At 67.9% G+C, this 13,684-nt stretch carries 13 protein-coding genes; 5 read left to right on the top strand and 8 right to left on the bottom strand.

Going from position 1 to position 13,684, the window contains the following annotated elements; all coding sequences use genetic code 11:
• Positions 1-448 precede the first annotated feature (448 nt).
• The 4 genes from ACE1OA_RS01180 to ACE1OA_RS01165 all read right to left on the bottom strand — a co-directional run bounded on the left by ACE1OA_RS01180 (position 449) and on the right by ACE1OA_RS01165 (position 3,159).
• On the bottom strand, positions 449-1,069 hold the full coding sequence (locus ACE1OA_RS01180; protein WP_432752046.1) for a dihydrofolate reductase family protein: 621 nt from the start codon (positions 1,067-1,069) through the stop codon (positions 449-451).
• On the bottom strand, positions 1,069-1,575 hold the full coding sequence (locus ACE1OA_RS01175; protein WP_432752045.1) for an SRPBCC domain-containing protein: 507 nt from the start codon (positions 1,573-1,575) through the stop codon (positions 1,069-1,071). The genes ACE1OA_RS01180 and ACE1OA_RS01175 overlap by 1 nt, the downstream gene beginning before the upstream one ends.
• 3 nt (positions 1,576-1,578) lie before the next feature.
• Positions 1,579-1,920, bottom strand: coding sequence for an ArsR/SmtB family transcription factor (locus ACE1OA_RS01170; RefSeq protein ID WP_432752044.1), 342 nt, complete (start codon positions 1,918-1,920; stop codon positions 1,579-1,581).
• A 555-nt stretch (positions 1,921-2,475) separates the two neighbouring features.
• Complete coding sequence (locus ACE1OA_RS01165) at positions 2,476-3,159, bottom strand: maleylpyruvate isomerase family mycothiol-dependent enzyme (RefSeq protein WP_432752043.1); 684 nt, start codon at positions 3,157-3,159, stop codon at positions 2,476-2,478.
• A 193-nt stretch (positions 3,160-3,352) separates the two neighbouring features.
• On the opposite strand from ACE1OA_RS01165, the gene ACE1OA_RS01160 reads away from it, so the two are divergent.
• From ACE1OA_RS01160 to ACE1OA_RS01150, 3 genes are read left to right on the top strand one after another with little or no spacing between them, the layout of a single operon-like run.
• Positions 3,353-3,919, top strand: coding sequence for a GNAT family N-acetyltransferase (locus ACE1OA_RS01160; protein ID WP_432752042.1), 567 nt, complete (start codon positions 3,353-3,355; stop codon positions 3,917-3,919).
• The gene (locus ACE1OA_RS01155) at positions 3,916-4,527 is read left to right on the top strand and encodes a M15 family metallopeptidase (protein WP_432752041.1); all 612 of its coding nucleotides are present in this window, start codon (positions 3,916-3,918) and stop codon (positions 4,525-4,527) included. Before ACE1OA_RS01160 ends, ACE1OA_RS01155 begins: the two co-directional genes overlap by 4 nt.
• 53 nt (positions 4,528-4,580) lie before the next feature.
• Positions 4,581-5,690 carry a hypothetical protein gene (locus ACE1OA_RS01150; protein WP_384867204.1) on the top strand — a complete coding sequence of 370 codons (1,110 nt, stop codon included), beginning with the start codon at positions 4,581-4,583 and terminating at the stop codon, positions 5,688-5,690.
• 34 nt (positions 5,691-5,724) lie between these two features.
• On the opposite strand, the gene ACE1OA_RS01145 is transcribed toward ACE1OA_RS01150, so the two are convergent.
• Genes ACE1OA_RS01145 through ACE1OA_RS01130 form a run of 4 tightly spaced genes read right to left on the bottom strand, consistent with a single transcriptional unit; the run spans position 5,725 to position 11,520 of the window.
• Positions 5,725-6,132, bottom strand: a complete 408-nt coding sequence (locus tag ACE1OA_RS01145) for a hypothetical protein (protein ID WP_386540484.1) — start codon at positions 6,130-6,132, stop codon at positions 5,725-5,727.
• Positions 6,129-8,252, bottom strand: a complete 2,124-nt coding sequence (locus ACE1OA_RS01140) for an integrase (protein ID WP_386540482.1) — start codon at positions 8,250-8,252, stop codon at positions 6,129-6,131. The genes ACE1OA_RS01145 and ACE1OA_RS01140 overlap by 4 nt, the downstream gene beginning before the upstream one ends.
• Entirely contained in the window at positions 8,249-9,982 is a 1,734-nt protein-coding gene (locus ACE1OA_RS01135) for a hypothetical protein (protein ID WP_386540480.1), read from the bottom strand. The genes ACE1OA_RS01140 and ACE1OA_RS01135 overlap by 4 nt, the downstream gene beginning before the upstream one ends.
• On the bottom strand, positions 9,979-11,520 hold the full coding sequence (locus tag ACE1OA_RS01130; protein ID WP_386540478.1) for a site-specific integrase: 1,542 nt from the start codon (positions 11,518-11,520) through the stop codon (positions 9,979-9,981). The genes ACE1OA_RS01135 and ACE1OA_RS01130 overlap by 4 nt, the downstream gene beginning before the upstream one ends.
• A 428-nt stretch (positions 11,521-11,948) precedes the next feature.
• On the opposite strand from ACE1OA_RS01130, the gene ACE1OA_RS01125 reads away from it, so the two are divergent.
• Entirely contained in the window at positions 11,949-12,686 is a 738-nt protein-coding gene (locus ACE1OA_RS01125) for a VOC family protein (protein ID WP_356609624.1), read from the top strand.
• Between the two features lie 251 nt (positions 12,687-12,937).
• Positions 12,938-13,501, top strand: a complete 564-nt coding sequence (locus ACE1OA_RS01120) for a GNAT family N-acetyltransferase (RefSeq protein WP_386540574.1) — start codon at positions 12,938-12,940, stop codon at positions 13,499-13,501.
• Positions 13,502-13,684: the final 183 nt, after the last annotated feature.

Below are 13,684 nucleotides of genomic sequence, written 5' to 3'. Positions count from 1 at the left end.
GTGATCGTTCTGCATGGGGGACCGGGGTCCTTCGGGAACAGAACGCGAACAGAACGCGAACAGAACGCCCTGGCCCCGTGAACGCCAACGCCATTGGGGCCTCGTACGTGCCGTACGGGGCCCCAATGCGTGTGTCAGACAGATCGCTACGAGGTCGGGTGGGCGTCGAGCCACTTCGAGTGATCCGCCGGTTGGAGCCACGAGGCGGAGGCAAAGGCCACCCTGTCTCTCCGTCGGACCCGAGCATGGATGCGGCTAGGCCACGTCTGAGCAGGCGGAAGATCAAGAGGATACGAGGATCCCTGCGGAGGGACGTTCGGACACCGTGCCGGCGTACATGGCCGGCTCCCCGCCCCATAGGTGAGCACGTAAGGCCATCCGTCGTCGCCGGGGCAGGCTGCTGTCCGCGGGTGGCTGACCTTGGTGGAGAGCGCTGAGTTCGGGACGGTTACCGCTTCCGGACGGTGTAGGTCAGGTGCGTCACCCTGGGGGAGGGCTCCGCGCGGACCGGCTCCAGCGCCACCCGGGCCGCGTCCACGCCCTCGAACAGGCGGATCCCGGAGCCGAACAGCACGGGTGAGAGTGCGATCGAGAACTCGTCGATCAGGCCGGCGTTCACGTACTCCAGGATCGTCGCCCCGCCACCCGCGATGCGGACGTCGCGGGTGTCGGCGGCCTCTCGGGCCAGATCGAGCGCGGTCTCGATGCCGTCGTTGACGAAGTGGAAGGTGGTCCCGCCCGGCCGCTCCCAGGGATCACGCTTCTCGTGCGTCACGACGAACACCGGCGTGTGGAACGGCGCCTCCTCCGGCCACATCTTCTCTCCGGCGTCGAACATGCGCTTACCCATCACGCTCGCGCCGGTGCGCTCGAACGTCTCCCGCACGATGTCGTTGTCGCGCCCTTCCTCACCGCCCTCGCCGAGCTTCAGGTTCTCCCGGAAGAACCGCTGCGGGAAGATCCACTGCTGCAGTTCCCTCCACTGCTGACCCATCAACTCCTCAGAGGACTCGGGCGCGATGAACCCGTCCAGCGACATCGACACACTGAAGAACACTTTCCCGGCCATCAGCCCTCGCCTCCGTTCCGAACGATCTCGGTGACGTACGCAGCCAGGTTGCCCAGGGTCTGCCGGCCGCCCTCGATCGCGTGGTACTTCTCGACCGCCTCGTCGCGCAGCTCCTTGGTGGGGAACAGCGTGCGCATCTCGATCCGGGTCGCCGCGCCGTCGGGCGCGAACGTGATGACCGACTCGAAGGCGTCCGGGTCGTCGCGGGACTCACCGTGGAGCAGTGCGATCCGGTCCGGCGGGGTGATCTCGGTCCAGGAGATCCACTCCTGGTAGTCCGTCCCGTCAGGCCCGTGCATCACGAAGTCCCACTCCCCGCCGACGCGGAACGTGAAGGACCGCGTGGTGGTGGTGAACCCCTCCGGTCCCCACCACCGTGACAGGTGCCGCACTTCGGTGAACGCCTCGAACACCAGCTCCCGTGGGGCGCTGATGGCCCGGGAGATCACGATCTCGCGGTCGGTCGCTGTGGCCTGCGCCGACGCCTCTCGTCCTGTTGCTCCCATCGGTCACTCCTCCTGTTGTGCCTGCTTGAGGTCCTGCACGTACTCGTCCAGCCGGTCGAAGCTCTCGTTCCAGAACCGCTCGAACCCGCCGGTCCACTCGTGGACCGGTCGCAGCCCGCGGGCGTCAAGGCCGTACAGGCGCTGCTTGCCGGCCTTGCGGTCCCGCACCAGCCCGACCTCCCGGAGCACCCGCAGGTGTTTGGACGCCCCTGGCTGGGTCATCCCCAGCTCCTGGGCCAACTCGGTCACCGGCCGCTCGCCTGCCCGCAACAGCAGCAGGATCTCCCGGCGCTGCGGCTCGGCGATCGCGTTGAAGACGTCCGAGGTCGTCGCTGCTCGTGCCATGACATCAATCATATGCCTATATCGGCATGCGTGAAAGTTCGAGAGCGAGCAAGCGGTATTTGCAGGTCCGGCCTGGCGGCTTCGACCGGTGGGCGTGGGGGCTTACGCAGCGGGTCCAGGCAAGCCTTGGCGGCGCCCGCAGCGTGCGCGGCCGACCTGGGGGCTCCGACGGCTTAGGTACCGCCGGCCCCGTCCCGAGCCGTAACACGCACGTCGCCGCATGCGGCTGGTCACCATCCTCAGCAACTACGGGCGCCGTCACCACCGAGCCGGACCCGACATCCTCGGCCCCCGCCCGCCCACACGGCGTCGACGGCGAGGAATGGGACCACCTGGCCGGCGCACTGGACCTCTGCACCCACGCCCGCGTCACCCGCCGCCTTCCACAGATCCGCCCCCGCACCACCGCCGCAGGACCGCCCTGCTGCCACCGACCTCCCGGTCGCGAACCCCGCAGCCCCACGACGGGGGTGCCCGAAGGGTCCCGGCATCCGTAGCAGCTGGTCAGAGAACCTGAAGAGGGCCGAAGTCGCGGGATCACGGCAGGCGTGAAGGTCAGCCCAGGGCGAGCCAGCGGATACCGAGCCGTTCGACCTGTGCGGCCTCCGCCTCGTTGAGCGGCTCCCGACCGGTGGCCTTGCGCAGGAAGCGGGAACGGCTCCACTCCAGCTTGTCGGCCGCCGGGGCGTGCTCCGCGCCCAGGAGCAGCTCCGCCACGGCGTCACCGGCCGCCGGGGTGAGCCAGGCTTCGCGTCCGAGTGCGTCGGCCAGGTCGAGGCCGTGGACGGCGACCTCCACGACGCGGGTGAGGACGAACTCGGACAGGAGCATGGCGTCGCCATGGCGTGTCCGCACGGTCCGACCGACGGGCTGGTCCCGGCACAGCCGCTCGACCTGCCGCCACGTCGAGGCGAAGTCCTCGGCGAAGGCGGCTCCGTCGGCCGCCCTCGCCGCACGGTCCTGGGCCAGAGCGATCCGCTTGCCGTTGGTCTGGGGCGAGAAGCGGTCGTCCGGGCGGTAGTACTCCACCGCGGAGATCTCCGCCTCGCCTGGTTCCGGCTCGTCCAGCATGGCCGGAAGCCAGTCGATCACCACGCATACGTGCCCGAGGAGGTCGCGTACGGTCCAGGGAGTGCAGCGTGTCGGGAGGTCCCACTCGGCCTCGGACAGTCCGGCCATGGCGTCGCCGAGTGCTCCGCATTCCAGCTGAAACGCTTCGAGAACCTGGTCGTGACCCACCCTGTGCCGCCTTCCGTCCGTTCGCTGTCCCGCGCTCACTCCGCCGGCCGGCCCGCCGGTTCCGCTCCGCGCTCGCTTCTCGATCATCGACACGCGCGCCGGGCGGTCCCGGTTGCAGCCTGCCGGAAAGAGATCGTCCGCAGGCATGCCTCTCCGCCGATCCTTGTCACGGGCGTGCGATAGGTTCCCCGCCATGATCGAACCTGGAACCTTCGCCTGGCCGCCCGCCCCGATACCGACCGACCGGCTCGTGCTCCGCAAGTCCGAGGCTCGGGACCGTGCGGCCTTCGTCGAGCTGTTCGCCTCGCCTGAGGTGGGCACCTACATCGGCGGCGCCCGGCCTCGCGACGAACTCGAGCGTGCGATGCCCGAAGTGCCCGGCCGACGCCCCGGCTGTTTCGTGGTCGAACTCGACGGAACGATGATCGGCATGATCACTCTCGATCCGCGCGGTGCCGAGCGCCGGGGGCACGTCCGCCCCGAGGCCGGGGAGGCCGAGCTCGGTTACCTGTTCCTGCCGGAGGCATGGGGACGCGGGTACGCCTTCGAGGCGTGCGCGGCGGCACTCGACTGGTTCGCCGGCGCGTGTCCCGGCGAACCCGTGGTGCTCTCCACACAGAGCGCCAACGACCGGGCGATGCGCCTCGCGGAGAAGCTGGGCTTCACCGAGGTCGAGCGGTTCGAGGAGTACGGCGCCGAGCAGTGGTTCGGCGTGCGCCCTTCGGCCACGCAGGCTGGACGAGGGGTGGTGGCACCATGAGCGAGATCGTGCTGATGTCCGACCCGAAGGTCGCCGCCATACCCGTGGTCGAGTCCGGGGAACGTCTCGTGGACGTCCGCCACGACGGCCGGCTTCTCGTCGACACACGCAAGCAGGACCCGGCGGACGCCTTCGTCCACCTACGGGAAGGCGTGCTGGAGCGCCTGGTCAAAGCGCAGACGATGCTCCCGGCGGGCATGCGGCTGCTGTTCGTCGAGGGGTACCGGCCGCCCTCCCTCCAGCGGGAGTACTTCGAGGAGTACGCCGGCCAGTTGCGAGCCGACAACCCGGACTGGCCCTCCCATGAGATCCACTCGGCGGCGAGCAGGTACGTGTCACCCCCCGACATCGCGCCGCACAGCGCCGGCGCGGCCGTCGACCTCACCCTCGCCGATGCCGACGGGCACGAGCTGGACCTGGGGACGCGCATGAACGCGGACCCTGAGGAGAGCGAGGGCGCCTGCTACACCCATGCCCCGAACATCACCGGAGAGGCCCGCGTCAACCGGCAGTTGCTGGGCGCCGCCCTCACGTCCGCGGGCCTGGTGAACTACCCCACGGAGTGGTGTTCCCAGTCAAGTTCTTGTGTTCAGCTTCTGAGTGCGTAGAGGTCCTTCGCTCGACCCACTCTGGCTGATTGCTTCCCGCATATCCTTCCAGCGTGCAACGGACCTTCCTGAACCTCATCGACACGGATGCGGCCCTCAACCTTGCCGGTCCGGACGCCGAAGTCTTCCCGGTGCCCGGTGCGATCGTTGCAGTCGGCAACTCCTCAACGGTGATCGTCGCCGACCCGGGTGATGACCCAGAGGTCAGCGGGGTGTGGAACGCTCAGGAGTTCCGCCTTGTCGGCCCGGCACCCGCCCCAGTCGTGTCACGTCTCATGGGGCCCATGCCGTTCACGACTACGGGGACCCCACCGGAGCCGCTCGTTCACCTCTTCGTCCGGCTCGACGAAGGATGTATCCACCTTGGCGTAGTGCGGGTCGCGATGTGCGAGGCCAGCGAGGGCGTACTCATCCGCTGCCGCTTGCGAATCAGCCCGCCGCTGAGCCGCGAAAGCCTTGACTGTGTCCGGCCACCGACCACGCCGCCGCTTCTCCCTGCTCTGGACTGGCTCGGTGACGTCCACACGGACCCGGGTCGGGCCCTCGAGCGCTTCGTCACTGGTTGGTACCCGGCGACCAGCACACAGGAGCCGGTCGCCGACATACCCCGTTCCATACCGTGGGCACTGGCAGACTTCTATCGACTGGCCGCACGTCGACCAGCCATTCTCGGTAGCCACAACCGCATCAAGCCGATCAACAAGGTCCACCCAGACAGCAGCGCGGAGCACCTGGTCTTCGGCGTCGAGTGCCAGGGCGGCTGGACGTGGTCGATCCCCTGGGAGCCCGGCGGCAGCGACACCGATCCCACCGTCTGGTTCGAGGACAGCCACCCTGTGCCCGAGGAGGAACCCCTGAGCCGATTCCTCCTCCAGTTCGCCCTTGAGGAGGCCACGCTCTCGGCCGTCTACCAGGCCAGTTGCGACAACCTTCCCAGGCACCTCCTTCCCGCACTCGAGAACTGCCTACAGCGCGTGCCCCTGCGGCCGTTCTTGTCGCCCGCCGACGCACCGACGGACTTCCTCGTCGCCCCCGGCCTCGTCGCCAGGGTCGGCCCCAGCTGGGACGACGGGAAGGTTGACATCTGGATCGGCGCCCAACACCGCAGCTCCCTGCAGGCTCTCAACCGGCTCGATATCCCCTGGCGGCACTTCGACGGGTGACGGCTCCCAAACGATCTGGAGTCAGGTCCGGAAGTCACCTTTCCTTCGGATGGAGGGGGACCACATTGTCCGCAGTCTCCCCCGTGTGTCTCTCCTTGCCCTGAAGGGTGAGGACGACGTTGGCAAGCGCGAGTTGAGTGACTTGGTGCCGGAGCACCGTGATCTCGGCCTTCTGCGCGGCAACGGTTTCCTTCAGGTCGGACACGGTCTTGCGGAGCCGCTTTTCCGATTCCGGGAGTTGCTTCGTCTCTGCGCGCACGCGCTCGTAGAACTCGTGCTTCAAGTCGGCATGGCGCTTCTGCAGGGCCATGCGGTGAACACCGGCTTCGGCTGCGAGAGCGACGACGGTCAGTGCGCCGTCGGAGGCTGTGGGCCGGCCGGCGAGGAGCCGGTCCATGGCGGCACGGATGCGTGTCCGCTCGTCGGTGGATTGCTCGGTCACGACAGGTCCTCGGCAGGTTGGGCGGTGGCGTGGTGAGTGTCGGCGGTGGCGCGGTATTGCTCGGCGGTGATGCGGAGGCGCCTGGCCAGCGGCTGAGGGGAGAGGGCCGCGAGTTTGTTGATGCGGTCGGTCTCTTCCAGCAGTTCGGTCGCGTGGCTGTCGAGGCGGACGGCGTTCCCGCAGCCGGGGCGGCAGTCGAACTGGTTCGGGGCAGTTGCGTCGGGGCCTGGTTCGCAGAGCGCGTTGTCGCGCTTGAAGACGCAGATCAGCGAAGCGTCCGGGTTGTCGAAGAGGACCAGGCCGTCGCGGGCCAGGTAGTCGGCGGCCTGTTTGGCGAACTTCTGGGTGACGGTACGGCCCTCGAATCGTGGCACCTGGACCGCGGCGGTGAGGGCTCGTCGGGCGGCGGGACCAGAAATCTTCTCGCCAGCGGCGAGGCGGTCCCGCAGCCGCGCGGCGGTGTCAGCCGCGGCCAGGGCGGTCTCGACATCAAGGACACTGTGGATGCCGCGGCGGCTTCGGCTGCCGTACCCGCTCGACGTACGGGCGTCGAGGACGGTGCGCATGTGGCCGTACTGGATTGCGAGCGCGACGAGCCCACCAGGTCTGCGGGCGATGTGCCACGCCAGGGTCCGACGGAACCGCCCGAGCCCGATGGCGCCGTGAGGGTCTTGGGGGACGCCCTGGTTCTGCAGCCCATGGGATTCGGTCTCCCGGTTGATCCAGGCGATGAAGTCCTCGATCCGCTGGTTCATGCTGCTGTTCTTCAAGGCGCCGCCGCGTTGGCGGCCGCGGGCAAAGTCGTGATGGGCGGAGCTGAAGAGCAGTTCGCCCTCGGGGACCATGCGTTCAAGGACTCGGATCGCGCGGACGACCGGAGTGATGGCGACCCAGGGGACCTCCCGTTCCTCGCCGGCCGAGACGTGCTGGCCGTCGTCGTCGGTGACGTTCTTGTAGTGGTGACTGCGGATGAGATGGCGGCCGCGGTCCTCAGGATCGGGGCAGCATCCGGACCGGAGACCTTGTACTTCCTGCGGTCGCATGCCGGTCAGGTAGAGGCAGACGATCATCGCGGCGGTGGCCAACTGCCTCATCAGGGTCGAGACCTCGTTGAAGTCGAGGTGCTCGCGCCAGGGCCTGCCGTTGATCTGCCCGGTCACGGCTACCGGGAGCGGGCAGGGCCCTGGCAGCAGCGTGTTGAGTTCATGGCGTTGTCGAAAGCCACTGACCTGGTTGACGCTGCAGCCGACGGTGGCCGCGATGAATGTTGCGGCCAGGACAGTCTTGCCGCGCCACTCGGTGGTCGGCAGACCCGTGCCCGCGGCGAGTCGCGGCAAGAGGTAGTCATCAAGCGCGGCCAGTCCTACGGGCGAGCTCGGGTTGGTGATGGCCAACTGCTGCATGCGGCGCCATTCCACCCAGGCGGCCAGGATGTCGTCCGCGAGGTCGTCGACCATGCGGATCGCCCACATCAGTAGCGGGCTCACCACGCTCGGATCCAGCGGCTCGGTTGTGTTCTCGCCGGTGTCCTGCGGGGTGGAGGATGGCAGATAGTCGTCGACGCCTTCCCTTTCCCAAGGCGGTTGCGTGACGCCGATCGGCTGAGTGCAGAGCTGGTCGAATGCCCACAGATCAGTAAGGCGACTCAGAGTTTCCTCAGCGTGGTGCCGGGTCGGATTGGCACGGAAACGGTCCGTGACGTAAGCAATCCAGTGGTCGTCGGTGCAGCCACGCAGATCTTTGACGCCAGCGGTGTCCAGCCAGCGACCGAGTCGCATCCACTCGTAGCAGGTTTCCCGCATTTCATTGGCGGAGCCTCTGGAACGGGCCCGAATCCCTCGGCTCTGGAGGTAGGTGGGTCGCAGCTGGCCGTTCAGCAGAGTCCAGGTCACCTGCTTGATCTGCCCCGTCATCGGATCGGGGCAGTTCCTCCAGTGGATCTTGATCAGGCTGGCGCCGGGGCGGTCGATGAGCGGCCCGAGCGGCCAGACCGGCTCCTGGTAACGACCGTTGGGGTTGGCGTTACCGGAGCTGATCCATCGAGGAAGGACGACCGGGCTGTCCGGGGTGGGGATGGGCAGCAGATAGGGGTCGCTCTCCGAGGCAAGAGGGAGGCTCATGAGGCGAGTTGTCCCTTCAGCAGGAGATCGACCAGGGTGCGGTCGGTGTCGCTGGCCCGTACCCGAGCGGCAGCCCAGGACGGGCGGCCGACCTTGTCCGCCAGGTCGTCGAGCCGCTGCCAGTGCTCGTACCAGCGCTGGTGCCATCTGTGTTCAGGCATCGCCGACCGTAGGCCCTGGATGTGTTCGTGAAGGAGGGCGAGGCGGGGGTGGTGACCTGGGTGGACGTGTGCGTTCGGGCAGGCGAGGCAGAGCAGGAAGTCGGCTCCGCAGCCGCCGTCCGGGGCAGGCCATGGGGTTGTGGTCTCGTCCGCGCAGTCCGCGGTCGCGGTCTGCCCGTGGGCCGGGTCCTGCTTCTGAGTGAGATGGCCGCCGAAGAAGATCTTCTTCGCTTGGTCGAGAGCTTCGAGCGCGCCGTCCTCGAAGGTCTGCTGCGAGGCTTGCCGGACTTTCTGGTCGGGCAGCACGTAGACGCTCTCGTGCGTCCCCTGCGTGTGCTGGAGAGGCTTGCCTTCCCGAGTCACCGTTGTGCGTCGGATCTGACGGAAGGGCGAGCCGTTCAGCTTGTGTTCGCTCGCCCAGGACTTCCCGTCGACACCCGAGACACCGAAAACGAGCGGGCCGACTGCCGGGGGACGGTCCATGTCCTTGCGTCCGTCCTTCTGCCGAACCGCGCGGGCTGTCATCAACAGGTCTTTCCCCGGCGCAAGTTGAGCAGCCAGAAGTCGTCCATGGAGCGTGGCCTGCAGTGCCTGCGTGATCAATCGCCCCGGCGAGTTGGCCCCGGAGTCGGTGATGTTCTCCGTGGAGAACCAGCGGCCGTTCCCGGCCCGGCGCTTCTCGACCTTCACGTGGTAGGTCACGTTCGTGCTCTCCGCGACCGACGGAGCCCTGGTCGGGGCCGGCATACGGTCATAGACGGAGAGGTTCCAGCCGAAGCGATCGGTCAGCAGTACGGCCAGGGCTGTCAGCTCCGACGGGGTCAGGAACAGTCGGCCCCACGTGTGCTCGATGTCGCGGCCGCCCAGCAATCCGCGGTTGGTGATGGCCTGTCGACCACTCGGCAACTGCGTACGGGGTACGTCCCCGACACGAGCCACGTGGTCCAGCGCTTCCCCGAGCCGCCAGTCACGGCTGCCCTCATCCAGGGCTCCCGCCCGCCACCTCTCCAGCAGTTCACTGTTCTCCCGGATCCTGAGCCAGGCAGCCCGGAACTGACGGCCTGCTGCCAGCAGCACGTGCTCGCGTTCCGCCTCGTCGTAGGACTTCCTGACGGGCTTCGGTGCGGGAACGCGACGGGCCACTTCCTCCGCGACCGGCCCTTCGCTCAACCGGGGGTCGCTGCGGAGCATCCGATGGACTGCCCGCAGCGTGGTGCGACCGGTGTTCGTGCTGATGTTCTGCAGCCGCCAGCGCTTGAGCGTCGCCGCGTCCAGGCCGGTCAGATCCTCGGGAGGACTATCGAGACCGGAGATGAACTCGGCGAACACCTTCAGCCTGTTCCAGGCAGCTGTGGCGCTGTAGTGGCTGGTCCACTTCGCCCGTTGGGCAGCGAACACCGTTGCCAGGGAGCGCTGCATCGGCTCCGGGACGGGCAGGTCGGAGAAGGTGAAGTCCTTCCCGTTGCCGGCCTTGTTGACGATGGTGACCACCAGTCCGTCTGCGGCGAGCGCTGGTTCAATGGTGAAGTCGGTCGGCGGCAGGACCGCCCGACGGCCGCGGCGACTCATCGGCCGGCCACCGGCAGCCGGTCGACGATGACGTCGATGTCCTGGATCCCGGCTGACTCCTTCGCGAGCCGCGCGAACACGCCGTCTATGTCCTCGACCTTGCGGTCGGGTTCGTCGGCCTCGACCGTCGCCAGGATCGACTCGAGCTGCAGGTGCGCGACGGGGGCCAGGTAATGACGCTTGGTCGTCTCGACGTCCGCGTGCCCGAGGAGGGTCTTGACCAGCCACCAAGGATCGCCGAACAGCATCGCGAAATCCCGGCGATCCGCCGCGGTCAATCCGAAGCGGGCCTCCATCAGCTGGTTCAGCACGATGAGCATGTACAGCGCGAAGGAGTGACGCGTGGAGTGCGGGGTCGCATACGGAGTCCGGCCGTGGACTTCCGCGGCTCGGAGGTTCCGGCCCACTTCCCGCTCAGCGGGGGTCAACAGCACCTCTTCGCAGCGCCGGTTCGCCGTGGTGAACACCGTGTTCCAACGGTCGGGAAGCATCGGCAAGCCCTGCTCGGTCAGCCAAAGCCACGCAGGTTCCGGGCCCTCCGGGCCTTCGAGGAACAGCCACTGCCGTTCCCGCCAGCCCAGATGGGTCAAGTACTGATGGCCCTCGACGCCGTCTCGGTCCACCCAGAAGACTCGCGGCGCTCGGCCGTGGGTCACTTTCGTGATCAGGCGCATCTGCGCAACCCGCTCGTAACGGCCCAACTGCTGAGCGCGCTTCACCGCCCAAGCGCGCTCCGACTGCACATAGGTCTCGACCTGCCCCAGGGCGTCCAACGAGGTGTAGAAGGTACGGCCGTTCTTCGATCGGGTCACCGCCCCGGCGAGCTGGCCGTGCTGGTAGCGCCCGTGCTGCAACCGCTGAGCGGGCAGCTCGAACGTCAAGAGTGATCCACCTTCCTGCCGCCGGAGCCCCGAACTCAAGGCGAACTGGACGAACGAGGTATTGCGGGCCTCGGTCCGCGCATCCCATCCCCAAGTCGACACCCCATCGCGGCCGTGACCGCGCAGGCCGACGTCCGACCACAGACTCCACGTACGCGGTGTCAGCCACGACACCCGAGCGCTGACCGAGTCAGCTGCACGGTCCTCCCGCCGGGACGCGTCCACCGGCCGCGGGCTCACCCTCGCCCACTTGAACAGGCGGGTGAAGGCGGCGGCCTCGCGATTCCACTTCGACCCGCTGATCCGCTCGGGATTTTGCGGAGCATCGCAGCGCCAGGTCCTGTAGTTCAGCAGGTCCTGCTCGGAGGCCCGGCGCCAGTCGATCCCGCGCGACGACAGGAACGTCAGGAGGATCCGAATGTCCGTGGCGTAGTTCCGCTTCGTCTCCCGCGCAAGGAAGCGGAAGTGCTTCGAGAGAACGAACTCCAACAGGTCGGAGTCAATGGTGAAATCTGGAGCGATGAAGACAGGATCACCCGGCATCAAGCCGATCCGCTCGACCGCCCTCGGCAGGTCCTCGACCCCCAGCACTCCCGCTTCAGGAAGCGTCCCCCACCGGCCCGGGTCGGGCACCCACACCACATGCCACTCACTCACACCCGCCCCTTCCCTGATGCTTGAACACATTCAATCATCAGGGAAGTGGTGGCACTGGTCCTTCGGGGACCGCTACTGGGCCTTGACCGCGGGAGAGACCGCGGCCCTCTACGGTCCGAAAGAACTCGACTCGCGCAACTGAGCGACCAGCCTCGGCGGGCACGGTGGCCGCGCCCTGCGCGCAGCTCTGCCGGTCCAGGCAGCGCACCGGCACCGGCAACCCCGATGAACTCGGGTGCGGCGAGCGGGTGGACCGTAGGGTCCGGACACCGCGAGCGCCTCCTTCCTCAGCCGCATCTCCCCGCCGACGAGTTCCTGCGCGTTCTGCGTACTGGTTCTCCCGGGGCGCATCCGCAGCGGGCCGTCACAGCCGCAGGCGTCGAGGTCATCGGCGTGCCCGCAGCAATGGACCTTCCAAGCTCTGCGCCATGGCAACACGACTCGTGCAGATCAACATGAAAGCCCAGGACGATTCCGCGCTCGGCCGGTTCTGGGCGGAGGCACTTGATTGGGGTGTCGACAGTGAGGGACCCGGTGTGACCAACCTCGAACCCGTGGGTTTCGCCTACCCCGACCCCGTGGCTGTCTGCATCGACATCATCGCCCGCCCGGAACCGAAAACGGTCAAGAACCGGGTGCACGTTGATCTGGCCACCACCTCGGCTGCCCATCAAGCGGAGTTGGTCGCCCGCTTGAAGAGCCTGGGCGCGACACTCGCCGACGTGGGCCAGGGCGACGTCCCCTGGACGGTCATGGCCGACCCGGAAGGCAACGAGTTCTGCGTCCTGGAGCCCCGTCCGATCTACCAGGACACCGGGCCGATCGCCGCGGTGGTCGTCGACTGCACCGACCCACGACGGATGGCCCGGTTCTGGGGCCAGGCGATGGACTGGACGCTGCACGAGGTCACCGACGACCACGCGACCATGCGCTCCGCCCAAGGCGTCGGCCCCTACCTGGAGTTCCTCCGCACCCCCGACACCAAGAGCGTGTGGAACCGCGTCCACCTCGACGTCCGCCCCTACCCCGGTGACGACCTGGCCGCGGAGGCAGCCCGACTGCGCGCCCTGGGCGCCACCATCCCTGATTACGACCAGTCCGCCATCTCCTGGACGGTTCTGGCCGACCCGGAAGGCAACGAGTTCTGCCTCCTCACTCCTGGCTGACTGAGCAACGACTCCGGATGGTTCCGGGGCAATGGCGAAGACCGCGTGGCGTAAGCCCATGCGCCGGAGACGGGGAGGAGGGCGCTGTTACGGCCACTGCACCCCGGCAAGCGCCCACGGCGGCTGAGGTCCGCAAGCGCACCACCGCGGTGTCGACCCTCCCCGATGCGACGGCAGCATCTCGGGGTTCGCCGACAGCATCCGCGTACAGGCATTGAACTGCCCGACCTGCTCTGGGCATGATCCACTCTGTGGACACCTACCTGGAGACCGAGCGCCTGGCCCTGCGCCGCTTCACCGCCGACGACGCGGACCTGCTGATCGAGTTGGACAGCGACGCCGCGGTGATGCGCTATTTGACCGGGGGCCACCCGACCGCTCCGGAGATCGTCCGGGACCGCCACCTGCCGAACATCATCGCCGGCTACGAGAGGTGGCGCGGCGATCTTGGACTGTTCGCCGCACACGAGAGGGATGGCGGCGCGTTCATCGGCTGGTTCTGTCTGCGTCCCGAGCCGCAGGGCCCGCTGGACGAGGTCGAACTCGGCTACCGGCTCCGGCAGGCTGCATGGGGTAAGGGTTATGGCACCGAAGGCTCGCGGGCTTTGCTGAGCAAGGCCTTCGCAGGGCTCGGTGTACGCACGGTCTGGGCCGAGACGATGGCAGTGAACCACGGATCGCGCAACATCATGGAGAAGCTCGGAATGAGGCTCGCGGACTCCATCCCCACTCCCCCCGACATGGAGATGGTCGAGGGCTCCGAGCACGGGGGCGTGCGGTACGAGATCACCCGCGCACGGTGGGAGCAGCAGTAGCCACTACGCGCACGCCGGTTCTGCATCCACGTTCACTGAACCGGTAGGTGGACGACGGAGGCCGCACCGGCAGGGTCGAGGTGTTCTCAAGTCCGTCCCTTTCGGCATCGACTCTCGGGTGAGCCTGGGGGCCGCCGGTGGAGCCGGCGGCAGTCGGCCGCTCAGGTCAGGGTTCTCTGGCTT

Source organism: Streptomyces sp. JL2001 (assembly GCF_050917515.1).
Taxonomy (GTDB): Bacteria; Actinomycetota; Actinomycetes; order Streptomycetales; family Streptomycetaceae; genus Streptomyces.
This window is presented reverse-complemented; position numbering and strand designations above follow the sequence as displayed.